The sequence below is a fragment of the Paraburkholderia madseniana genome (assembly GCF_009690905.1).
Lineage (GTDB): Bacteria > Pseudomonadota > Gammaproteobacteria > Burkholderiales > Burkholderiaceae > Paraburkholderia > Paraburkholderia madseniana.
The window spans coordinates 70,630-94,663 of sequence record NZ_VOSW01000012.1 but is presented as its reverse complement, the minus strand read 5'-3'; the positions used below and the strand labels follow the sequence as shown (position 1 = coordinate 94,663).

Sequence of the window (24,034 nt, the reverse complement as noted above, 5' to 3'; positions counted from 1 at the left end):
TGCGTAAAACAGCTTGAAACCCGGCAGCCTGAAACCCACGGCTTGAAACCCGGCAGCTTCAGCCCGGCCTCAACCCTTGGCCGGCGCGAGATCCTTCACGTCGGCAGGTTGTGCTGCCATCTGCAGATGCAGACGCTCCCCGGTGTACGGCGTGTGCTGCCGAACGACGTCCATGTTCAACTCCACGCCCAAGCCCGGTTCCTGCGACGGAATGATGTAGCCGTCTTCCCATTGAATCGGCTTCTTCAATACGGCCGCATGGAAACCATCCCACGTGCCGATGCTTTCCTGAATCAGGAAGTTCGGCGTGCAGGCTGCGAGCTGAATGCTGGCGGCCGCGCCGATCGGACCGTTGTATAGATGTGGCGCGATCTGCGCGTAATACACCTCGGCGATCGCCGCGACTTTCTTCGCTTCGAGCAGGCCGCCCACACGCGCCACGTTCAGTTGCAGAATCGACGCCGCGCCCGCTTCGAGCAGCTTGAAGAATTCATACTTGGTGGTCAGGCGCTCGCCCGCCGCAATCGGAATGCTCGTGTGCTGCGCGACCTGCGCCATCGCGCCTTCCTGTCCCGGCGGCACCGGTTCTTCGAACCACAACGGATCGTATTTCTCGAGGCGCTTGGCGAGCCGGATTGCCGACGACGGCACCATCTGCCCATGCGTGCCGAACAGCAGATCGGCCTTGCTGCCGACGGCTTCACGCACGCGGCGGCAGAAGGTCTCGCAGCGGTCGAGCACTTCCATCGACAACTGGTGACCCGAATACGCCGTGTACGGACCTGCCGGATCGAACTTCACCGCGGTGAAACCACGCTTGACGTTTTCAACCGCACATTCGGCAGCGAGATCGGGATCGTCGTAGTCGTATTCGCCGCGGCTGTTCTTCGGATACAGATAGGTGTACGAGCGCAGACGCTGGTTCACCATGCCGCCGAGCAGTTCATACACCGGCTTGTTCGCCGCCTTGCCGATAATGTCCCAGCACGCCATTTCCAGCCCGCTCACCACGCCCATCATCGTGAGATCGGGGCGTTGCGTGAAGCCGCTCGAATACGCTTCGCGCCAGAGCCGTTCGATATGGTGCGGATCCTTATCGAGCAGATAGCGGCCGAATACATCGTCGATAATGTGGGTCATCGCTTTCGGATGGAACGTCGCCGAATAGATTTCGCCGACGCCTTCAATACCGCAATCGGTCTTGAGCTTGACGAAGATCCAGTACATGCCGCCCACGTGCGGCGGCGGTACGGCGACGATATGCGTTTCGAGCGAGACGACTTTCATTTACGCAACCCCTTTTTTGTTAAGCATGTTTCTCAGCGCCAGGCCGGCGAAGCCGCCGAGCGCCGCCATTCCTGCCACATAGCCGAAGTAAAGCTGGTAACCGAAGACGCCCGGGAAGTTCTGCGTCAGATAGCCGTTGATCAACGGCAGGAACACGTCGGGCGAATAACCGAGTACGGAGATCAGGCCGATGGCGAGGCCCATCGTTTCGACCGGGATATTGCAGCGATCCAGGAGCGACCAGTACAGCCCGCGAATCGCGTAAGTCAGGATACCGATGAACAACACGAGGAACACCAGCAGCACATGGCTCGAGATACGCGGCGCCGCCATCAGACCCAGCAGCGACAATGCAGCGAGGAAGAGCGCGATCACCAGCACTGAGACCTTCGAATAACGGTCGCCGAGAAAACCGCCGCCGATGCCGCCGATCGGACGCATCCACAGCTTGAGCGTAGTGATCGTGCCGGCCATCACCACCGTCAAGCCGATCTCGCCTTCATGCAGATACGCGGAGAAGCTGTAAGTAGCCCAGAACACCTGGTAACCGCAGAACACGATCGCCGCGACCAGCCACAACTCAGGAATCGACGCGAGCGTTTTCAGATCGACCAGCACGTTGCTGCGTTTCTTCGTGGCACGGTTGGCGGCGGCGTCTTTAGCGCCTTGCTTATCTTTAACAAGCGCAAGCACCACGCCAAGTGCGATGCACAGAAACGCGTACATGTAGACGACCAGCTTGAAACCAGCCGCAACCGGCTCACCCCTGGTCTGCGTGAACCACGCGAACAGCGTGATCGCGATGGTCGCGAGCATCGCTTCGATCAGGCCGCGTCCGCCGTCGAGCAAACCGAAGAAACGGCCCTGCTCGTGCGTGCCGGCGATCATCGTCACGCGTTTGATGACGGCGGCCCAGAAGGTCAATCCAGTCGTCAAACCCCAACCGCCGAAGATCAGCATCAACATCTGGAACGACGGTGCGGTCGAATACCACAGGCCGAGCACGCCGGTTGCGATCAGCGAGAAGCAGATCAGGAGGCGCGGCGCGATCCGGTCGGCGAGCCAGCCGCTCGGCAAGTAACTCAGCAGAAAGATCGTGCCGAGCGACGAATACAGATAGCCGAGTTGACTATCGGTGATGTGGAACACTTCGAGCATCGTCGGCTGATAGACCTGCCGCAGATACAGAATCGGGTAAATCGCGCCGGCCGCCACGACCAGCAACATGAGCTGGATGTAGCGTTGAGCCTTGTTGGCTTGCAATGCGGTTTCCGCGGCGCTTGAGGCGAGCGCAGCGGTGGTTTGAACGGGCTGAGATGACACGTGAGCGCTCCTGGAAGACACAGCGCCGGTTCACCGGGCCGCCGGGTCTTCAAATATTTTTATAAGTGCAGCGGACTTGCTGCGTTTCTGCGGGTTTCAAGGCGACGCGTGCCGTCTACTCCGAATCGCACGGCACGCGCCGGTTTCAGCTTTTCAGCTTTAGTACTTCATGACTACGAGACGGGTCTGCGTGAATTCGAGCATGCCGTGCTTGCCGTCGTCGCCGCCGAGACCCGAGCGTTTCCAGCCCGCATGGAAACCTTGATACGGATCGGCCGGCGTACGGTTCACATACAACTCGCCTGCCTCGATGCCGTTGGCGACCTTCATCGCACTGCGGTAGTTCTCGGTATAGAGCACCGACGACAAACCAAACTGATGGTCGTTGGCCATTTCCAGCGCTTCGTCGAGCGTGCGGTATTTGACGACCGGCATGATCGGACCGAAGGTTTCTTCCTGGATGATTTCCATGTTCTGACGGCAGTTCGACAGCAACGTGGCCGGATAGAAGAAGCCCTTGCCTTGCGGCAGCCTGCCGCCGGTTTCGAGCGTGGCGCCCGCGGCGAGCGCGCGTTCGACCATGCCGTGAATCGACTGGCGCGACGCGTCGTTGACAAGCGGCCCCATCAGCGACGGCTGTTCGCTGCGATCGCCGCTTTCCACCGCGCTCATGTGCTTCTTCAGCAGCGCGACGAAACGGTCATGCACGGTTTCCTGCACGTAGACGCGTTCGATCGCCGTGCAAAGCTGCCCGCAGTGAGTGGTTTTGGATGCGACCAGATCGCGCGCGGCCTTCTCCAGATCGGCATCTGCCTCGATGATCGCGGGCGTCTTGCCGCCCAGTTCGAGCGACGGCTTGGCGATGTTCGTCTTGCAGTATTCGAGCACCTTGCGGCCCGCGCCGACGCTGCCGGTCAGCGTGATCATGCCGACCTTCGGATGCGTGCAAAGCGCTTCGGCGGTTGCGTGATTCATCGCGAGAATGTTCACGACGCCGGCCGGCAACCCTGCCTTCTCAACCGCTCTTGCGATCTCGAACGCCGATGTCGGCGTGTTGTTGCTCGGGCGCACCACCACGGTATTGCCGGCGATCAGCGCGGGCGCCACCTTGCGCATGAACGTATAGACCGGGTAATTGAATGGGATCAGACACGCGACCACGCCGATCGGCTCGCGATGCAGCACGAGGTTTTCGTCGGGCGTGTCGCTCGGAATCACCTCGCCTTCGATGCGGCGCGCCCATTCGGCGTGGTAGCGGGTGATCTGGCCGGCGTAGATCGCTTCGCTGGTGGCGTCGGCGACGCTCTTGCCCGACTCCAGCGCGAGCGCCGCGCCAATGGCAGGCGCGCATTCGGTGAGCGCGTCGGCGAGCTTGTGCAGATAGACCGCGCGCTCGGCCGAAGGCAGCTTGCGCCAGCCCTTCTGGGCGGCGGCTGCGGCGTCGACTGCGGCGATAGCCTCGGCTTCGGTGGCGCCCGTGACGTGGGCAATCACGGCTTCGGTGGCGGGGTTGGTGACGGCGATGAGCTCGTCGCTTGCCGCGTCGATAAAGCAGCCGTTAGCAAAATTCCGATCGAGTCGCATGTCGTCTCCTGAAAACCTGGTGCGGTGGTGCATTGCCTTCGGCTATCGCCTTCATGCCAAAGGTGCATGAACGGAATTTTTCTCTCCGGCACGGCGCGCCACAAGCGAATAATTCGCGGGACAAACATTCGAAAAAATCACGTTTATCCAGGGATGTGCCTCATACGCGAATCCCATCCCGAATAGCAGAATCCGGGCTTTGCCAAAAGCAGCGGCCTTTGCAAGCGGTCGAACCCCGTTTCGAACCACTGGGGTCACTCATTACCAACGTCTGGAGTTCACAATGAAAAAGAATGTCATCGCCACCGCCGCCTTCACGGCACTCACCTCGCTGGCGGGCCCGTGCGCCTTCGCGCAAAGCAGCGTGACCCTGTACGGCGTGCTCGATGAAGGCATTGATTACACCAACAACGCCGGGCGCGGCGCGGTCTGGGAAATGGCGAGCGGCTATGCGCAAGGCAGCCGCTGGGGCATGAAGGGTTCGGAAGATCTGGGCGGCGGCATGAAGGCCGTGTTTCAACTGGAAAACGGCTTCGACGTAAGCTCGGGGCGGCTTAACCAGGGCGGCCGCATGTTCGGCCGCCAGGCCTATGTGGGCTTGAGCGACAACCGGTTCGGCACGGTCACGCTCGGGCGCCAGTACGACTCGGTGGTCGACTACCTCGCGCAAACCACCGCCAACGGAAACTGGGCCGGCTACCTGTTTGCGCATCCGTACGACAACGACAATACGGACAACTCGTTCCGTCTCGGCAACAGCGTGAAGTACGCGAGCCCGGAAATCGCGGGCTTCCAGTTCGGCGGCGCGTACAGCTTCAGCAACGACACGAACTTCGCGAACAACCGCGCCTATAGCTTCGGTGGCCAGTACGCGAACGGCGGCCTGCTGATTGCAGCCGCGTACCTGCAGGCGAACAATCCGGGCGCAGGCTCGACCGGCGCGATCACCGCGAACGACGCGAGCTTCATCGCCGGACGCATGCGCGTGTTCGGCGCCGGCATCAACTACACGTTCGGTTCGGCGACCGCCGGTTTTGCTTACACCAACTCCAACTATAAGGATCCGACCGGCAACGGCTATATCGGCATCCCATTGGCGGCATCGGGTGTCAGCCTGAATACGCTGAAGTATCAGAACTTCGAAGTGAACGGCAAATACCAGTTCACGCCGGCCTTCTTTATCGGCGCGCAGTATGTGTACACGATGGAAAACTACGACGCGTCGACGGGCAGCGTGAAGCCGAAGATTCACTCGGTCGGTTTGATGGCGGATTACAACCTGTCCAAACGCACGGACGTTTATGTGCAGGGCGAGTATCAGAAGGTCGCGGGCGACTCGACCCACTCGATTCTCGACAACGCGTTCATTCCGGGTGTGCAGGCGCCGTCGTCGACGGGGAATCAGGTCGCCGTGCGGCTCGCGCTGCGGCACAAGTTCTGAGGGTTAGGGGATTCGTGCGCTGGAGCCGCGCCGTGAGCGGCTCCAGGCCACAGGCGTTCAATTTTTCGCGATGTTCACGTTCAGTATACAGTCCGATTTTCTGAACGCGGACGACCGCCAACGGCATCAATCCCCCTCCACCGCTGCCTTCAACCTCAGCAACGCGTGATCCCACTGCTGCGAGATCGCTTCAAGCGCGCGCCGCGCTTCGTCGAGGTGCGCCGGCTCGAACGCCCACAAGCGTTCACGGCCCACCTTGATGTCGCGCACGAGGCCCGCATTGGCAAGCACCTGCAAATGCTGCGTAACCGACTGCCGCGTCATCTCCGTGCCGGCGGTCAACTGCGCAATCGACATCGCACTGCCCGCGCACAATACGGCGATCAGACGCAGTCGTGTTTCGTCGCCGAGCGCCGCAAAAATCTGCGCGGAACTTCGCAGCATGGCCGCCTTCACTCGCGCATTGCCCACAGCCGGCTTATCCCTTGGCGACATGCTTTTCGATGTTAATCAACTGCTCTTCCCACCCGCCGCTATTCATGCGGAACGCTTCCTCGCGACGTGCGGCGGGAATTTGATCGAAGCCCGATTCGACCACCCGCAGCAACGTGCACGAATCGACCTCGCTCAGCTCGAATACGACCAGCGTGGTGGGCTCGGGCGAGTAGTCGACCGACACATCGACCGCGGCCGGATGCCAGCGAAAAGACAGAAGATGTTCCGGCTCGACGCGCTCGACCAGCACGTCCATGACGAGATGCTCGTATCCGGGATAGGTGATGTTGCCTTGCACGGATTGACCGGCGGCAAACTGTTTGCCGCTGAAATCCACGCAAAACCATTTGCCGAATTCCTCGGCGTTGGACAACGCGCGCCACACTCGCGAGCGCGGTGCCTTCAGCAGGATCTGTTTTTCGATGCGGTCAGTCGACGCGTTAATGGGTGTGTCAGATGAGATCGTCATATGCAGCCTCCTGACTGCATATTAGGTTCGCAACTGGCAACAAGCAAGTATTTGCCTGCGTATTTTCAGGTAGCGCCCTGCTTGCTACTGAAGGACGGCGAAACAGATCGCCACAGGCGCTTGCTTATCCCGCCGACGTCTTCTGCACAAACGCGCTCACCACAGCCTCAAGTTCCTTGGTGATGGAAGTCATCACGCCCGCTATCACGGCGAACTCCCGGCCAGTCACATTCGAGCGGCTCGCCACGATCTGGCCGTTGAACGAGACAATATGTGCTTCCTTTGCGATCGCTTTGATCCGCTCGATGAGATCCTGCTGGCCCTTCTTCTGCGCCCGCGCAATGCGCCGGCTTTCCTGCTCGTAGACAGCGGTCACGGTGTGCAGATGCATCAGCAACGGATCGACGGAACCGATCAACGCGTTCAGTGCTTCATTGGCGCGCGGCGAGCCGCGTTCGATCGCTTCCAACGCCACCGAGGCCAGCGCGATAAAGTCCGTGATCTTCTTCGCAACGTTCCCGCTGCCGTGAAAAGCTTCGCGCAACGCCGGCGAGAACAGTCCGGGCAAGCCGTCGCGGCCTTGCACCAGCGCCGTGTGGCTGTCTGAAAACGTACGCAAGGTCTCCCGCGCGATCACCATCGCACCGTCGAACTGTTGAAACGCCAACATCGACTGCAACGCGATGCGCTGCGACAGCATCCGTTGACGGCCCGCCATGTTGATCAACGAGCTCAATACCTCGCTGGAGACGTCCGCTTCGGACGGCGGTGCTTGAACCCGATCTTTCGTAATGCTCATGTCATCTGCTTATGATTCGATTGACCTCTTCGCTCTGACCGGCATCCGCGCCGCGTGACCGCCATCGGCAGACACGCAGCGGTGTGGATACCGAATTGCATTACTCCGTTGCGTGCACGTGCATCACATTGCTGTGCATCGACCACGCCATCCACGGACGGCGCAGCGCGACGATCGCGAGGAACGCGCAAGCCGCCAGCGCGCCGAAGGTCGCGAAGCCCATCTGATAGCTGCCCGTGCTTTCCTTCGCGATGCCCATCACGACCGGCAGATAGAATCCACCGATGCCGCCCGCGGCGCCGACGATGCCCGACATCAAACCGGTGCGGCCGGCCCAGCGATGCGGCACCAACTGGAAGGTCGCGCCATTGCCAAGACCGAAGGCCACGTACAGGCACAGCAGCAGCACAATCCCGCCCACCATCGACGGCATCGCGGCAGCAAAAACGAAGTCGCACAGCGAAATGACCGCCAGCAGGAAGGTCAACGCGCGAACACCCGACACCTTGTCGGCGATCAGGCCGCCGAGCGGCCGCACGATCGCGCCGGTCGCGGCAAGCAGCGCCATGAACAGGCCCGCGTCGATCTTCGACAGCTGATACAGGTTGGTCAGCAGCAGCGAAACATACGAAGACATGCCGACAAACCCCCCGAACGTGATGCTGTACACCAGCATGATCGCCCACGTGTCGCGCTCAGACAGTACCGAGCGATAGCGCTTGGGCAGCACCGCGATCGCCAGCAGCGCACCGATCACCGGCAACAGCAGCACACCGGTCTTGCCGGAGCCGAACACGCCCGCTTCGACCAGCAGCACGAGCACGATCAAACCGACGAGCGTCACCGCGAAGCTGCCGAATGCGCGCAGCACACTGCCGGATTTGATACCGGAATCGTTGGCCCAGAAGTACAGCGTGATCGCGGCAATCGCGAGCAACGGGAGTGCGCCTGCGGTCGCCATTTGCCAGCCGTAGTGCGTCGCCAGTTGCGGGAACAGGAAGCCGTCGAGCACCGCGCCGATGTTGCCGGCTGCGGCCAGACCCAGCACCAGACCCTGCACCTTCGGCGGATAGTTGCTGCCGGCCATCGGCAGCGCCACCGCGAAGCTCGCCCCACCCACGCCGAGGAACACGCCGAGCACCAGCAGCAAGGTGTACGACGGCACGAACGGCAACAACGGCAGCACGATCGTCGGCACCGCCGACAGCAATACGCCCATCAGCGCGATGCGCTTGCCATGCGCGGATTGATAGAGATTACCGAGCGTCACGCGCAGGATCGCTGCCGACAGCACCGGCACGGCGACCAGCAAACCTTGCTGCGCAGGCGTCATTGCAACGCTCTTGCTGATGAACGGCGCGAGCGGCCCGTACAACACCCAAACGGTGAAGCCGGTGTCGAAATAGAGAAAACACGCCACTAGTGCGCGCCAGTCCCCACTCTTTAGGGAGCTCATCACGTTTTTCATTCGGCATCCTCAAATATGCTGATTGTTTGCTAACCTGGTGCGCGGCGCTGGTACTTTGCGCTGAATCACTGCGCACCGGAACGGTCACGATGTTGAATACCGGTCTGAACATGCAACCTTCATGCCATCCGGACTCTGCTTCTGAAGCTTGACTGCGTACTCGTTGAAACTGTGATGCCGCGACCGTGCCGGCCGCTTCAAAAATCAATAAACGTCGCGTGCATAGCGCTTTTCTTGCGCTAAACGCCCCACATACTCGGCGGCTTTTTCTTCGCTCATGCCACCGTGCTGAGCAACCACATGCCTGAGCGTCGCGTCGACGTCTCTGGCCATCCGGTTTGCGTCGCCGCAAACGTAGAAATGCGCACCTTCTTCGAGCCATGCCCACACTTGCGCACCCTGCTCGCGCATGCGGTCCTGCACATAGATCTTTTCCGTTTGATCGCGCGAGAAAGCGACGTCGAGCCGGGTCAGCACACCGCTGTCACGCATCGCTTCCAGTTCGTCGCGATAGTAGAAATCGGTGGCCGCATGTTGCTCGCCGAAGAACAGCCAATTGCGCCCCTTGTCACCGCGTGCACGCCGCTCGTGCAGAAAGCCGCGAAACGGTGCAACGCCGGTTCCCGGACCGACCATGATGATCGGTGTGTCAGAACTATGAGGAGGCCGAAAGTGTGCGGATTTCTGCACGAATACCGGCACATTCACGTCGCCGGCGCGATCGGCGAGGAACGTCGACGACACGCCCTTGCGATGGCGGCGGCCATTGCTATAGCGAACCGCGGCAACCGTCAGATGAACTTCGCCAGGATGTGCTTTCGGACTCGACGCAATCGAATACAAACGCGGCTGCAGGCGCTTGAGCATGCCGGTCAATTCGGTGGCCGTCAGGTCCACGGGAAATTCGTGGAGTACGTCGGCGAGTTGTTGGCCCCACAACCATTGTTTGAGATCGGATTTGCGTGCCGGCGTCAACAGATCGCGCAATGCGCCGTTGCTGCTTCGGGCAGCGATGAATGCCAGTGAGTCAGGGCTGGGGCGCGCGATTTCGTAGTGCTTGGCGAGCGCGTCGGCGAGGCGCATGTCGCCCACACCGGACACATTGACCGCGGCGTCGGCGCTCAGGCCGCTCAGGCTGATCAATTCGTCTACCAGTTGAGGACAATTGCTCGGCCATACGCCCAGCGCATCGCCGGCTTCGTATTCGAGACCCGAGTCGCCCGTGCTCAAGGAGAAGTAGCGCGTATCCTTGGCTGCGCCCTGCTTATTTAGTTGCAGATTCCTGACGAGCCGCGAGGCAGCCGGACGCGTTTTGGTCGGTACGGCGCCGGGCACCACGGCATTGATCATGCCGCCCGGCGGCACTGCGTGCAGCGCCGCATCTTCTTCCTTGATGCGCAGGATGATGCTTTCGAGCCACGCGTCGGCATTCTCCTGATACTCGCTGTCGCAGTCGACGCGATCCATCAGACGCAGCGCGCCTTGCGCGGCGAGACGCTCATCCAGACGACGCCCGTGGCCGCAAAATTGATCGTAGTTGCGATCGCCCAGCGCGAGCACCGCGTAGCGCAGACCATCGAGACGAGGCGCCGCGTCGCTGGCCAGTTGGGACCAGAAACCTTGCGCGTTATCGGGCGGATCGCCGTCGCCGAAGGTGCTCGACATCAGCAGCACGTATTGCGCTTTAGCGAGCGCAGACACCTGGTAGTCCGCCATACACGACGTGCGGATTTCGAAGCCCGACTCCATCAGACGCGTGGCATAACGCTCGGTCAGCGATTCCGTGTTGCCGGTTTGCGAGGCCCACAGCAAGGTCACTTTGGGCCGCACGCGCAAGATGCGCACACTGGACGCATGCGCCGCTTCAGAATGCGGTGCGGCAAGCGCACCTGCCGGCGCGGCCGCATGGGTTCCGCTGCGGCTATAGAGTCCGGCCAGCAAACCGTCCACATACAAGCGGTTCACCGGATCGAACGGCGCGCCTGCCGGAAGGACCGGCACGCTGTCGATGCCCTGTCCTTCGGCCGAACGCAGGCCACTGACGAAACCGGCAAGATACGCCCGCTCGGTTTCCGTGAACGAAGGCGCGAGTGTCTGCGGAAGCTGCAACAGGCTAGTCAATGCATTGATGCGGGGCATTTCCAGTTCCTCGGTGTTCGCCGATATAGCACTTGCTGTCGCCGGGTCGACTGCAGCGGCAGGCGCATCGATGAGCGTCTCGTCATCCGCATTCGAAACCGGCTCGATGACGTCGAGCGCAACCGGGCTCAGCGCGACCGCACAGAACTTGAGTTCGGGTTGCTGCGAGATCGGATCGATTGCATCGCTGGTGACGGCGTTGATGCACAGGTCGTCGCCGAAGACGTCGTTCCAGTGCATCGGCGCGAAGCAGTTCCCTGCTTGCACGCGCTCCGTGACGACCGCCGGCAACACGGCACGTCCGCGGCGCGAACGGATTTCAACCGGATCTTTTGCCTTGATGCCAAGCGTGGCAGCGTCTTCGGGATGAATCTCGACGAACGGGCCCGGGTTCAGCTTGTTGAGCATCGCGACCTTGCCGGTCTTGGTCATGGTGTGCCATTGATGCTGCAAGCGGCCCGTGTTTAACACGATCGGAAATTCCCGATCGGGCAATTCGGCCGGGGCTGCAAAGGCGCGGGCAAAGAACACCGCTTTGCCGCTTGCGGTCGGGAACACGAGCCGCGGAAGGCTGCCGTCGGGCCGTTCCTTCAGCGTCTGGCTGACGCCGTCGTTGATGTAGCGAATGGGATTGCGGTCTGCTGCGCCGTCGGAAGCAAGCGGCCATTGCAGCGGTGTTTCCATCAGACGGCGATAGCTCGCGCCGCGCAGGTCGTAACCCGTTTTCGGATTCGATGCACGGGTGATCTCTGCGAACACTTCCTCGGCGCTCGCATAGGCAAACGCATCGGCGAAACCCATTTCACACGCGACACGCGCGATGATCTGCCAATCCGCCAACGCAGCGCCCGGCGGTTCGATGCCCTTTCGCATCAGCGTCAGGTTGCGCTCGGAGTTGATCATCACACCTTCAGCTTCGGCCCACAGCGCGCCGGGCAACAGCACATCGGCGTAACGGTTGGTCTCGGTGTCAAGGAAGGCATCCTGTGAAATCACGAGCTCGGCCGCGCGCAAACCAGCGATCGCGTTCTGACGGTTCGCAACGCTCGCCACCGGATTCGTGCAGATGATCCAGCACGCCTTGATCTCGCCCGCAGCCATGCGAGTGAACATATCGATCGTGCCATTGCCCACTTCAGTCTTCAGCGTACCCTTCGGAATGCCCCACAGATCTTCGATAAACACGCGGTCTTCTTCGACCAGCACGGAACGTTGCCCCGGCAAACCGGGCCCCATGTACCCCATTTCTCGGCCGCCCATCGCATTGGGCTGCCCGGTCAGCGAGAACGGTCCACTGCCACGGCGGCAGATCTTGCCCGTCGCCAGATGCAGATTGCAGATCGCATTCGTGTGCCACGTGCCATGCGTGCTTTGATTCAGGCCCATGGTCCAACAACTGATCCACTCCGGCGCGGCGCCGATCATTTGCGCGGCCTGACGGATGTTTTCTACAGAAAGACCGGTAATCGCCGACACATTTTCCGGCGTGTAGTCCGCGAGGAAAACGGGCATTCCGTCCCAGCCTTCGGTGAAGTCCGCAATAAAAGCCGCATCCGTGTGGCCGTTTTCATGCAGCAAATGCAGCAAGCCGTTCAGCAACGCCAGATCGGTGCCCGGCTTGATCTGCAGAAAGAGATCGGCCTTGTCCGCCGTCGTATTGCGGCGCGGATCGACCACAATCAGTTTCGCACCCGCCTTCACGCGATCCATTATCCGCAGGAACAGAATCGGGTGACAGTCGGCCATATTCGCGCCGATCACGAAGAACAGGTCGGCATGATCGATGTCTTCGTACGATCCCGGCGGGCCGTCCGCGCCGAGCGAAAGCTTGTAGCCGCTGCCTGCGCTCGCCATACACAGACGCGAATTCGATTCGATGTTGTTGGTGCCAACAAAGCCCTTGGCGAGCTTGTTGACGAGGTACTGCGCCTCGACCGACATCTGTCCCGATACGTAGAACGAAAGCGCGTCCGGTCCGTGTTCGTCGAGCAGGCCGCGCAAACGCGCCGCCGTGGTGCTGATCGCCTGCGCCATCGGCAGCGGCGTCGGATCCTGGTCGCGTGCATGACGCACGAACGCGCCTTCCAGACGGCCCGACTTGCGCAACGCGACGTGCGCCGACTGGCCCTTCGTGCAGAGCCGTCCGAAATTGGCCGGATGCTCTTTATCGCCGGAGATCTTGACGACCTGCCCGTCCTCGACGTGCAGCACCATTCCGCAGCCAACGCCGCAGTAGGGGCACACGGTTTTTACGCTAGTGGAGGACATGGCAAGCGACGTCGTTCGAGAAGAGAAGGTTGACAAAAAATCAGTGACTCACACCGCGACCCACACCTGCCCGTTTTCCACCCGTGCGTTGAACGCGCTGACGGAATACGCCGGTGTTTCGAGGCACTCGCCGGTGCGCAGATCGAAGTGATGCTTGTAGATCGGCGAAGCGACGACGAGGCGCTCGCCGAGATTGCCGATCAGCCCACGCGAGAGCACAGCCGCCTGCGAGCCCGGATCGTAGTTTTCGATCGCATACACGACGGTGTCCGCGTCGCCGTTGCTCACATGAAACACCGCCACCTGTTCGCCGTTGACGAGTGCGCACACGCCCGTGTTGGGGACGATCTCGTCGAGCGGGCAAATCGGCGTCCAGGCAAGCGGAAGGCGGTCAAGGTTCATGGCGGAAGTCCTCGGTGAATAACGCGAAAAAAGAATCAAACGGTTTCGGCAACCACAGGAATCGAAGCGAGCTTCGATCGGCGCTCGACCACCGTCGCGGGCCGGATCTGACCGCGCTCCTCGACGAAGGCGACATTGCTGTCCGGCTCGCCGCTGTTGACGAAGTGACGGAAGCGCTTGCGCGTTTCAGGATCGGTGACGGCCTTCTTCCATTCGCATTCGTAGGTGTCGACCACGTGCTGCATTTCCGCTTCGAGTTCCGCGGCCACACCCAGGTGATCGTTCACGACCACATCGATCAGATAGTCGAGCCCGCCTTCGAGGTTGTCGCGCCATACGCTGGTGCGTTGCAGACGGTCCGCGGTGCGCACGTAGAACATCAGGAAGCGGTCGATGTAGCGCACCAGCGTTTCCTTATCGAGGTCCGAGGCAAGCAGTTCGGCATGGCGGGGCTTCATCCCGCCGTTGCCGCACACGTAGAGGTTCCAGCCCTTCTCGGTGGCGATGATGCCGACGTCCTTGCCCTGTGCCTCCGCGCATTCGCGAGTGCAGCCGGATACGCCGAACTTGATCTTGTGCGGTGTGCGCAGGCCTTTGTAGCGATTCTCGAGTTCAACCGCGAGGCCCACCGAATCGCCGACACCGTAACGGCACCACGTCGAGCCGACGCACGACTTAACGGTGCGCAGCGATTTGCCGTACGCATGGCCCGATTCGAAACCGGCCGCAATCAATTCTTCCCAGATGAACGGCAGTTGTTCGACGCGAGCACCGAACAGATCGACTCGCTGACCGCCGGTGATCTTGGTGTAGAGGCCGTACTTCTTCGCCACCTGGCCGACGGCGATCAATCCGTCCGGCGTCACTTCGCCGCCGGCCATACGCGGCACGACCGAATAGGTGCCGTCGCGCTGGATGTTGGCGAGGTAGTAATCGTTAGTGTCCTGCAGCGCCGCGTGCTCCTTCTTCAGCACGAATTCGTTCCAGCACGACGCAAGAATGCTTGCCACCGCCGGTTTGCAGATATCGCAGCCGAGGCCGTGGCCATGCTTCGACAGCAACTCGCCGAAGCTGCGCACGCCCTCCACGCGCACGAGGTGATACAACTCCTGGCGCGAATACGGGAAGTGCTCGCACACGTGGTTGTTGACCGCGAGGCCCTGCTTTTTCATCTCGGCCTTCATCACCTGCGTGACGAGCGGCACGCAGCCGCCGCACGACGTGCCGGCCTGGGTCGCGCACTTCAAGGCGCCGATGTCGGTCGCGCCCGCGCACACGGCGGCACAGAGGTCACCCTTCGAGACGTTGTTGCACGAACAGATTTGCGCGCCGGCGGGCAATGCCTCGACGCCGAGCGCCGGTTTCGCCTGACCGTCGGACGACGGCAGGATCAGGAATTCGGGCGACGCCGGCAACTCGATCCGGTTCAGCATCATCTGCAGCAGCGTGCCGTATTCGCTCGCATCGCCGACCATCACGCCGCCGAGCAGATACTTGCCGCATTCGGACACGACCAGCTTCTTGTAGACCTGCTTGCGTTCGTCGCTGAACTGATAGGCGCGGCTGCCTGGCGTGCTGCCATGCGCGTCGCCGATGCTCGCGACGTCCACGCCCATCAGCTTCAACTTGGTGCTCATGTCGGCACCGGCGAATTCCGCCGAGTCGCCGTGCAGTTGCTTCGCCACCGCGCGTGCCATCTCGTAGCCGGGCGCGACGAGGCCGAACAGCTTGCCCTCCCACAGCGCGCACTCGCCGATCGCGTAGATGTGCGAGTCGCTGGTGCGGCACGCGTTGTCGATCACGATGCCGCCGCGTTCGCCGAGCGCAAGGCCGCTTTGACGCGCGAGGTCGTCACGCGGACGAATGCCCGCAGAGAACACGATCATGTCGGTGTCGAGGTGACTGCCGTCCGCGAATTGCATGCGATGCGTGCCCGTCTCGCCATCGACAATCGCCGAGGTGTTCTTCTGCGTGTGCACCGTCACACCCAGCTCTTCGATCTTGGCGCGCAGCACGCGGCCGCCGCCTTCGTCGACTTGCACCGCCATCAGGCGCGGTGCGAACTCGACCACGTGCGTTTCGAGCCCCATGTCGCGCAACGCCTTCGCGCATTCGAGACCGAGCAGGCCGCCGCCGACCACCGTACCGGTCTTCGAACGGGCACCGCATTCCTGCATCGCTTCGAGGTCGTCAATGGTGCGGTAGACAAAGCAGTCCGCGCGTTCGCGGCCTTGCACGGGCGGCACGAATGGATAGGAACCCGTAGCGAACACCAGCTTGTCGTACGGCAAGGTTTCACCGGTCGATACCGTTACGGTGCGCGCGTCGCGATCGATCGCCACGGCTTTTGCATTGAGCTTCAGCAAGACGTTCTGGCGCTCGAAGAAACCCGGCTCGACGAGCGACAGATCGTCCGCCGTCTTACCCGCGAAGAATTCGGACAGGTGCACGCGGTCGTACGCCGGGCGTGATTCCTCGCACAGCACGGTGATGTCGAGCCCATGCGCCGCGTCTTGCGCCAGGCATTCGACCAGTTTGTGGCCGACCATCCCGTGACCGATAACGATGATTTTCATGACCGCGGCTTCCTCAATGTGCTGGGCTCGAATCGCTGCCGGCTGGCTGCTGCGCGAAAGCGATTCCGGAAATAAAAACGGCGTCCCGCGAACCCAGTCGATGACTGAGTTCGGGGGACGCCGTTGTCCTGACCTGTGCTGCGGCGAGTACTTTGTTGTTGCACTCGCGGCGGATCCACGTTGATCCGATGGCAAGGCTTAACGCAAAGGTTGTGCCAATTGAGTGAGATTCCCGCTGCAGCGCCGTGGAACGGGGATTTGCGGCATATGACACGGGTCTGCTGTCAGCAGGATGTGGGGCACGTCTTGATGCAGCGAGGCACAGGGATGGTGCGACGCAGCACCGTACGCGTGCGGGCAGTGTTTCGCGGCACTTAGCGACACTCACCGCGCACGATCTGACCGATCGGTATGGAAATATACCTACACAGGTTGTAGATCCGCTCTGTGTGCCGGCCGTTATGGAGCGATGGTGGCGAAGCCCAACCCGATGTTCTTGCAGATCAGACGCAGGATCGAGGACACGGCGTAGATGCGGCTGCCCGCTTCGCTATCCCGTGCGATTCGCGCTACCTCGTCCTCCCGAGCGGCAATTTGTTCGTAAGAAAGCCGTGCCAGATACCTTGCCGGAATGACCGAAGAAAACAGAATAGTGAGCTTCGATTCTGTCGGGACTTCAAATTGCTCAATACAGGCGCGAGTCGTTACGCTCCGGATTCAATCATCATTTCGTCAAGCCCGTGCCGATGCCGGTGATCCTCGCGGCGCTGACCGGGCGTGGCCGGCGTTAATCGCCAAAGCCCAATTCAGCGTCGACCGTTTGCCCGACGCGCAGCCACGCTCCGGCCCCGCGCGCGACGAGCGCGTTGTTGCCGAATGTCACCGCACCATCCCGCTGCGGATTCGCCCGGTAGACGCTCATCGTGTCGGTCGGCTCGTTCGGCCAATCGGGATCGCGCGCGCCCTTCGCCTGATCGATAGTCGGCATCGGACAGCGCGAGCATGGCTTGACCAGTTGCAGTTGCACGGCCTCCTCCTCTGCGCCGTCGACACTCAGACTCTCGACATAATCCTCTTCGTACGCATCGAGTCCCGTCAGCACGACGTTGGGGCGAAACCGGTCCATCGGAATCGACGGCGCGCCTTTACTGTTCAGGCGCACGTTCAGATCGTCGAGTGAGGCCTGGCCGATCACCAGCAGCGGAAAACCATCGGCGAAATACGTGGTGGCCCCGGGGACGCTAGCGGTGTAGTCCGGATCGACCTGCCGTTCGCGTTCGGGATCGAAGCGCAGAAGCCGCGACGGCACGCCGAGAAACGCTGAAAACCACGCTGCGCTCTCTTCTCCGGTGTCGAGTCCATAGGCCGCGTCGCCCCAGACCACGGTTTGCACCTTCTGCGGAGCGCTCAGCCCGGCGGCGTCGAGCGGCGTGCGCAGCTCGCTCATGCCCGGCGCGCGGATCACGAGTTCATGTTCGCCGAGCTCGACCCTGATCAGCGCCATGCGCGGATACGCGCGCTGTGTGAGCATTGCGCCGCTCGGGTCGGTGACCATCCAGCATCGATCGTATTCGAGGCCGGTGGCGAGCAGGCGTGCTTCGTTCAACGCAATGCCGGCGCAGGATTTGATCGGATAGACGAAAAGCTCGCTGATGGTAGGCATAGTGTGAGTGGTGTGGGAAACACGCGCTTTTTGTGTTGAACTCCGATTGTAAAGCGCCGGCGCGTGTTGCCGGATATCGGTTGCGCCGAACTTGAGCGGCGTATTGAGCTTCGTATTGAGCGGCCCGCCCCGGAACGCCTGCTGCGCAAGAGTTTGCGCCGCGCGAGCGCGAATCCGGCGGGATTCGACGCGCTGCCTGAAACCGGCCGGGCGATGCGGCCGTTTCTTCCGACAGCGCTTGGACGTAAAATCCACAATCGAACCGCTCGGGCAAAGACAGAGCCGGCGCCGGGCACACTCCGGCGCGTCACTGGATTCAACGTGTAGAAGCATCCCTACCATAAACGAAACAGGAAATTCATTATGCTGAGCAAACCCGTGTTGACCGTTGCCGAAACGACCCGAATCCTCGAAGCCGCTCGCGCGGAGGCCGAGAAGAACCAGTGGGCCGTTGCCATCGTGGTGGTCGACGACGGCGGCCATCAACTCGGCATGCTGCGTCTGGACGGCAGCGCGCCGGCCAGCGCGTACATCGCGACGGAAAAAGCCCGCACTTCGGCGATCGGCCGCCGCGAAACCAAGGTATATGAAGACATGATCAACAATGGCCGCACGGCATTCCTGAGCGCACCGCTGCAAGGCACGCTGGAAGGCGGCGTGCCGGTGATCGTCGACGGCCAGGTGGTCGGCGCGGTCGGCGTGTCGGGCGTCAAGTCGGATCAGGACGCACAAATCGCCAAGGCGGGTATTCAGGCAATCGCCGCTTAAGTCCGGAGCCATTCGGAATCCGTTCAAAGCGGCGGCAATAAAAACGAAGCACAACACGGACCGATGCCCCCTCATCGGTCCCATTCAAGGATGGAGCAGTCGATGACTCAGATGAACACGCGCGGTGGACTGCAAGTCGCCGCCAACCTCGACCAGTTCGTCGAAACCGAAGCCCTGCCCGGCACCGGAATCGACAGCGCCGCATTCTGGTCAAGTTTCGACGCCCTCGTGCATGAGCTGGCGCCGAAAAACCGTGCGCTGCTGGCCGAGCGCGACCGCCTGCAAACCGAACTCGATACATGGAATCGCGCCAATCCGGGTCCGGTGCGCGATCTGCGCGCGTACCGTGCCTTCCTCGAAGGCATCGGCTACATCGTGCCGTCGCCGGCAAGCGTCAAAGCCACGACCGACCACGTGGACACCGAAATCGCCGAACAGGCCGGCCCGCAGCTCGTCGTGCCGCTGTCGAATCAGCGCTATGCGCTGAACGCGGCCAACGCACGCTGGGGCAGCCTGTACGACGCGCTGTACGGCACCGATGCGATCCCCGAGACCAACGGCGCAGAAAAGCAGAAGGCCTTCAACCCGGTGCGTGGCGCCGCGGTGATCGCTTATGCCCGCAAGTTTCTCGACCAGGCCGCCCCGCTCGCGAACGGCTCGCACGTCGACGCCACGCTGTATAGCGTCGAAGGCGGCAAGCTCGTCGTCACGCTGAAAAGCGGCAAGACCGAACTGAAAACGCCGGCGCAGTTCATCGGCTATCAGGGCGACGCGAGCGCACCGTCCGCCGTGCTGTTGAAGCACAACGGCCTGCACTTCGAAATCCAGATCGACGCGAACGATTCGATCGGCAAGACCGATTCGGCGCACGTGAAGGATGTGCTGGTCGAAGCCGCGGTGAGTACGATCATCGACTGCGAAGACTCGGTTGCAGCAGTGGATGCGGACGACAAGGTCCAGCTCTATCGCAACTGGCTCGGCCTGATGAACGGCACCCTGACGGAAGAAGTCACGAAGGGCGGCAAGACCTTCACGCGCAGTCTGAACACCGATCGCGTGTACACCGCCGCGAACGGCACGGCGCCGATCGTGCTGCATGGCCGCTCGCTGCTGTTTATCCGCAACGTCGGTCATTTGATGACGAATCCGGCCGTGCTGACGAAAGACGGCAAGGAGATTCCGGAAGGCATTCTCGATGGTGTCATCACCACGCTGTGCGCGCTGCACGACCGCAAGCACAAGCTGAATTCGCGCACCGGTTCGATCTATATCGTGAAGCCGAAAATGCACGGCCCGGCCGAAGTCGCGTTCGCGAGCGAACTGTTCGCGCGCGTCGAAGACCTGTTCAAGCTGCCGCGCAACACGATCAAGATGGGCATCATGGACGAGGAGCGCCGCACCAGCGTCAACCTGCTCGCCTGTATCGGCGAAGCGTCCGAGCGTGTCGCGTTCATCAACACGGGCTTCCTCGACCGCACCGGCGACGAAATGCACACGGCGATGGAAGCCGGCCCGATGATGCGCAAGGGCGACATGAAGTCGAGCGCATGGATTGCCGCGTACGAGCGCAGCAACGTGCTGGTCGGTTTGAGCGCGGGCCTGCGTGGCCGCTCGCAGATCGGCAAGGGCATGTGGGCCATGCCGGACCTGATGCACGCCATGCTCGAACAGAAGATCGCGCATCCGAAGGCCGGTGCGAACACCGCATGGGTGCCCTCGCCGACCGCCGCGACGCTGCATGCGCTGCACTATCACCAGGTCGACGTGCAGGCGGTTCAGCAGGAACTCGAACGCACGGACTACGCGAAGGTTCGCGACGAACTGCTCGACGGCCTGCTGACGATCCCGGTCGTCGCCGAAGCGAAGTGGAACGCGGACGAGATCCGCAGCGAAGTCGAGAACAACGTGCAAGGCATTCTCGGCTACGTGGTGCGCTGGGTCGATCAGGGCGTGGGCTGCTCGAAGGTGCCGGACATTCACAACGTCGGTCTGATGGAAGACCGCGCCACGCTGCGCATCTCCAGCCAGCACATTGCGAACTGGCTGCATCACGGTGTGGTCACGCGCGAGCTGGTCGAAGAGACCTTCAAGCGCATGGCGAAGGTGGTCGACGAGCAGAACGCGGGCGATCCGCACTACCAGCCGATGGCGCCGGGCTTCGACACGCTGGCGTTCAAGGCCGCGCAGGCACTGGTGTTCGAAGGACGTGAACAACCGAGCGGCTACACGGAACCGTTGCTGCATAAGTTCCGGCTGGAAGTGAAGAAGGCGCAGTAAAGGCTTTTTTGGGCAGTGGCCCAGGCATAAGGCTCGATCTTTCGGGCCCGCCTGAGTCTTGAATCTCAGCCCCAAACCAGGCCAGATAGAAAGACGGGCGCCGCATCATGCGGCGCCCGTTTTAATTTGCGCGGTAGTACTGCGCGTTGCTTCTGCGTGAAGCGTGAAAGGTCTCCTACACGTTAAGCTGCTTCAGCCGTGTACTGCGCCGGCACGCTGGCCTGCATATTCGCCTGCATATAGGTTTGCAAATACGCTTCGAATTCCGCCTTCACTTCCGGATGACGCAGCGCGAATTCCACCGTCGCCTTCAGATAGCCCAACTTGCTGCCGCAATCGAAGCGTGTGCCGAAGTAGCGGTACGCGAGCACCTGTTCTTCGGTCAGCAGCGATTGCACCGCGTCGGTCAATTGCAGCTCACCGCCCGCGCCCGGCTTGAGCGCGCGGATATGCTTGAAGATGGTCGGCATCAACACGTAGCGGCCCACCACGCCGAGGTTCGACGGGGCCTTGTCCGGCGCCGGCTTTTCGACGATGCCTGACAGCTTGATCACATTGTCTTCCCACTCGCGGCCATCCACGACGCCGTACGAACGGCTGTCTTCGCGCGCGATGGTTTCGACGCCGATCACCGAGCTGTGATAGTGGTTGAAGGTGTCGACGAGTTGGCTCATCACCGGCTTCGAGCTATGCAGCAAGTCGTCCGCCAGAATCACGGCGAACGGGCTGTCGCCCACCAGTTTCTCGGCGCACAGCACCGCATGACCCAGACCGAGGGCTTCGGCCTGACGCACATAGAAGCAGTCGACGTTAGCCGGCTTGATGCTGCGCACGAGGTCGAGCAGCTTCTGCTTGTTGCGTGCCTCGAGTTCCGCTTCGATCTCGTAGGACTTGTCGAAATGATCTTCGATAGCGCGCTTGCTGCGGCCCGTCACGAAGATCATCTCGGTGATGCCGGCGGCAATCGCTTCCTCAACCGCGTATTGAATCAGCGGCTTGTCGACGATCGGCAGCATTTCCTTGGGGCTTGCTTTGGTAGCCGGCAAAAAGCGTGTCCCGAGGCCCGCTACGGGAAACACGGCTTTGGTGACTTTCAGCATGGTTGGCATTCCCACATCGGTTAGAAATTAGTGTGTTCGCGGGCCTCGCGGCCACTCGATGTCGCCGAAAAGACTAACAAAAAAATTAATCCATTTCGTGCGTTAATTTTTCTCGATTCGAATAAATAATTCGATTGGCTTTCGATATTCCGGATCGTGACATGCATCAGGAAACAATTACGTACCGGCAACGAATTATTTTCTGAAATTCCGAAAATTTTACGTATCCGGCGAAGCGGATCGCAGGTCACCTCGCGCGCGTCCGGGGGCGCATGGTGGATGCACGACGGCGCTCCCGGACACAGATCATTCGTTCTCGTCGAGCTGGGGCAGCTTGCCCGGGTTCATCCGAAAACGGCGGATCGGTTCGTTGCGCAGCGCCTCCCGGTAGGCGGAGGCGGCGACAAGGATCAGCAGCACGGCAATGCCGGCGAGTAAATGCAGGTTCATGACTTCACCTCTGGTCAAGAGAATCCGTGCCTTAAATTAGCACAACAAAACCGGCAAATAATTCGATGTAGCAAGTACTTATACGGAATTACACTTCGTCACAAAATCGCCATTTAATTCGATTTCCCACGCAATTTTTTATCGATTTTTTACCTCCGTGGTGCACTAGCATGTGATGCACCGCGGGCGCGCACGGCGTGCCCGGGGGATAAGCTTTTTCTTCCTTCAGATTAAGGACCGCGCATGAGCGACTCAGCACTGGATGCCGCCGGCTCATCCCTGCCCCTTTCCCCGTCACGAAAGGCCGCCGCGCCGCGCGCGCAGAGCGAAGCGCGCGCCGAGAGCGCCGGCAAGGAACATGTAATCGACGCCATGCGGGGCTTCGCCGCGCTTCTGGTCGCCTATTTTCATTGCCGCCAGGTCGAATGGGTGGGCATGCAGACCTTTCACCAGAGCGTCGGCCATTCTTTCAGTCTGAGTACGATCGCCGCCTACCTGACCTTCCCGATTGCGTGGGGTTCGGCCGGCGTGCCGATTTTCTTCGTGATCAGCGGCTACTGCATTCATCGCGGCGGCGCGCTACGTCTGGCAAAAAATCCCGACTACCGGCTCGACACCGGCAATTTCTGGATCCGCCGTTTTGCGCGTATTTATCCGGTATTGCTGGCGGCGCTCGTGCTGACTTTTGCGCTCGACTGGGCCAGCTTGCAGTTGCCGCCGGTCAACCACAAGATCCGCGAGATCGGCCTGCAGGCATTCCTCGTCAACCTGTTTTCGCTGCAAGGCGTGGCCGGCAAGACGTTTGGGTCGAACGGCGCGCTCTGGACGCTATCGCTCGAAGTGCAGTTCTACGCGATCTATCCGCTGCTGTTCGCGCTGCGCCGGCGTCTGGGCATGACTTCCGTGCTGGCGATCGTCGCGGTCATTAACGTGGTGTCCGCCTATGTGCTCGAACGCCACGACATGCAGTTCTTCACGTCCTATTGGTTTTCGTGGACGCTCGGCGCGTGGATCGCCGACGCGAAGGCCCGTAGCGCGCCGGATGCGCGTTCGTCGGTCTGGCTCTACGCACTCGCCGCGGCGTTCATTGCGCTCGGCTGCGCGGCGTTTCATTTCGGCCAGTACGGCGCGTTCCAGCTCTGGGCCGTCGGTTTCGCGTTCTACCTGTACAAGGCACTGGAACGCCGCAATGCCGATACCCCGGGCGTGCGCCTCCTGTCACGGTTCGGCGATTTCAGCTTCTCGCTGTATCTGATCCATCTGCCCATCTTCGTGCTGCTGTCGTCGATCCTGTTCCGCTCGTCGCTGCAGATGTCGATCTGGCCGTCGTTCGGCTACATGCTGGTGGCCGTGCCGGTGGCCTACGTGTTCTACCGGCTGGTCGAACTGCCGGCGATGAAGTGGTCCGCGAGTTTCAAACCGAAGAATGTAGTGAAGCCAGCCTGAGAGCGATGCAGTAGAAAGATCGGAGAAACACAATGTTCACTTCAGAAACAGGTTTCTCCTTCGACAATGCGAGCAAGCC

General features: G+C 61.3%; 18 protein-coding genes. 5 read left to right on the top strand and 13 right to left on the bottom strand.

The genetic code is table 11. The features are described 5' to 3' along the window. Positions 1-69: 69 nt before the first annotated feature. The 3 genes from FSO04_RS08765 to aldA form a co-directional block, all read right to left on the bottom strand. Complete coding sequence (locus FSO04_RS08765) at positions 70-1,287, bottom strand: mandelate racemase/muconate lactonizing enzyme family protein (RefSeq protein WP_154559300.1); 1,218 nt, start codon at positions 1,285-1,287, stop codon at positions 70-72. Then, positions 1,288-2,610, bottom strand: a complete 1,323-nt coding sequence (locus FSO04_RS08760; RefSeq protein ID WP_168435615.1) for an MFS transporter — start codon at positions 2,608-2,610, stop codon at positions 1,288-1,290. A gap of 159 nt (positions 2,611-2,769) precedes the next feature. Further along, the gene (aldA, locus tag FSO04_RS08755; protein ID WP_154559299.1) at positions 2,770-4,194 is read right to left on the bottom strand and encodes an aldehyde dehydrogenase; all 1,425 of its coding nucleotides are present in this window, start codon (positions 4,192-4,194) and stop codon (positions 2,770-2,772) included. A 283-nt stretch (positions 4,195-4,477) separates the two neighbouring features. Here aldA and FSO04_RS08750 point away from each other — a divergent pair, with 283 nt between their 5' ends. Beyond that, positions 4,478-5,635, top strand: coding sequence for a porin (locus FSO04_RS08750; RefSeq protein WP_154559298.1), 1,158 nt, complete (start codon positions 4,478-4,480; stop codon positions 5,633-5,635). Positions 5,636-5,761: 126 nt separating this feature from the next. Here the strand turns inward: FSO04_RS08750 and FSO04_RS08745 are convergent, their stop codons facing one another. The 8 genes from FSO04_RS08745 to FSO04_RS08710 all read right to left on the bottom strand — a co-directional run bounded on the left by FSO04_RS08745 (position 5,762) and on the right by FSO04_RS08710 (position 17,914). Continuing rightward, positions 5,762-6,130: an ArsR/SmtB family transcription factor gene (locus tag FSO04_RS08745; protein ID WP_154559297.1), complete on the bottom strand. Its 369-nt coding sequence runs from the start codon at positions 6,128-6,130 to the stop codon at positions 5,762-5,764. Then, positions 6,114-6,575: an SRPBCC family protein gene (locus FSO04_RS08740; RefSeq protein ID WP_168435619.1), complete on the bottom strand. Its 462-nt coding sequence runs from the start codon at positions 6,573-6,575 to the stop codon at positions 6,114-6,116. The genes FSO04_RS08745 and FSO04_RS08740 overlap by 17 nt, the downstream gene beginning before the upstream one ends. Before the next feature lie 148 nt (positions 6,576-6,723). Beyond that, positions 6,724-7,398 (bottom strand): type IV pili methyl-accepting chemotaxis transducer N-terminal domain-containing protein, encoded by a 675-nt coding sequence (locus FSO04_RS08735; protein WP_154559295.1) that lies wholly within the window; start codon positions 7,396-7,398, stop codon positions 6,724-6,726. Between the two features lie 100 nt (positions 7,399-7,498). Continuing rightward, positions 7,499-8,866 (bottom strand): MFS transporter, encoded by a 1,368-nt coding sequence (locus FSO04_RS08730; RefSeq protein ID WP_154559294.1) that lies wholly within the window; start codon positions 8,864-8,866, stop codon positions 7,499-7,501. Positions 8,867-9,070: 204 nt separating this feature from the next. Further along, complete coding sequence (locus FSO04_RS08725) at positions 9,071-13,273, bottom strand: bifunctional nitrate reductase/sulfite reductase flavoprotein subunit alpha (protein ID WP_154559293.1); 4,203 nt, start codon at positions 13,271-13,273, stop codon at positions 9,071-9,073. Between the two features lie 48 nt (positions 13,274-13,321). Then, entirely contained in the window at positions 13,322-13,675 is a 354-nt protein-coding gene (gene nirD, locus FSO04_RS08720; RefSeq protein WP_154559292.1) for a nitrite reductase small subunit NirD, read from the bottom strand. A gap of 35 nt (positions 13,676-13,710) precedes the next feature. Then, positions 13,711-16,251: a nitrite reductase large subunit NirB gene (nirB, locus tag FSO04_RS08715; protein ID WP_154559291.1), complete on the bottom strand. Its 2,541-nt coding sequence runs from the start codon at positions 16,249-16,251 to the stop codon at positions 13,711-13,713. Between the two features lie 787 nt (positions 16,252-17,038). Beyond that, the gene (locus FSO04_RS08710) at positions 17,039-17,914 is read right to left on the bottom strand and encodes an MOSC domain-containing protein (RefSeq protein WP_154559290.1); all 876 of its coding nucleotides are present in this window, start codon (positions 17,912-17,914) and stop codon (positions 17,039-17,041) included. A 63-nt stretch (positions 17,915-17,977) separates the two neighbouring features. Between FSO04_RS08710 and FSO04_RS08705 the strand changes: the two genes are divergently transcribed. The 3 genes from FSO04_RS08705 (at position 17,978) to FSO04_RS08695 (ending at position 20,959) form a co-directional block, all read left to right on the top strand. Further along, complete coding sequence (locus tag FSO04_RS08705; protein WP_154559289.1) at positions 17,978-18,241, top strand: hypothetical protein; 264 nt, start codon at positions 17,978-17,980, stop codon at positions 18,239-18,241. 36 nt (positions 18,242-18,277) lie between these two features. Continuing rightward, positions 18,278-18,682 (top strand): heme-binding protein, encoded by a 405-nt coding sequence (locus FSO04_RS08700; protein ID WP_054037573.1) that lies wholly within the window; start codon positions 18,278-18,280, stop codon positions 18,680-18,682. 102 nt (positions 18,683-18,784) lie between these two features. After that, entirely contained in the window at positions 18,785-20,959 is a 2,175-nt protein-coding gene (locus tag FSO04_RS08695) for a malate synthase G (RefSeq protein WP_154559288.1), read from the top strand. Between the two features lie 182 nt (positions 20,960-21,141). Here FSO04_RS08695 and galU read toward each other — a convergent pair whose 3' ends face one another. Further along, positions 21,142-22,059 carry a UTP--glucose-1-phosphate uridylyltransferase GalU gene (galU, locus tag FSO04_RS08690; RefSeq protein WP_154559287.1) on the bottom strand — a complete coding sequence of 306 codons (918 nt, stop codon included), beginning with the start codon at positions 22,057-22,059 and terminating at the stop codon, positions 21,142-21,144. Positions 22,060-22,365: 306 nt separating this feature from the next. Continuing rightward, on the bottom strand, positions 22,366-22,509 hold the full coding sequence (locus FSO04_RS46290) for a hypothetical protein (protein WP_165923841.1): 144 nt from the start codon (positions 22,507-22,509) through the stop codon (positions 22,366-22,368). Positions 22,510-22,752: 243 nt separating this feature from the next. On the opposite strand from FSO04_RS46290, the gene FSO04_RS08685 reads away from it, so the two are divergent. Then, positions 22,753-23,955 carry an acyltransferase family protein gene (locus tag FSO04_RS08685; RefSeq protein ID WP_154559286.1) on the top strand — a complete coding sequence of 401 codons (1,203 nt, stop codon included), beginning with the start codon at positions 22,753-22,755 and terminating at the stop codon, positions 23,953-23,955. Positions 23,956-24,034: the final 79 nt, after the last annotated feature.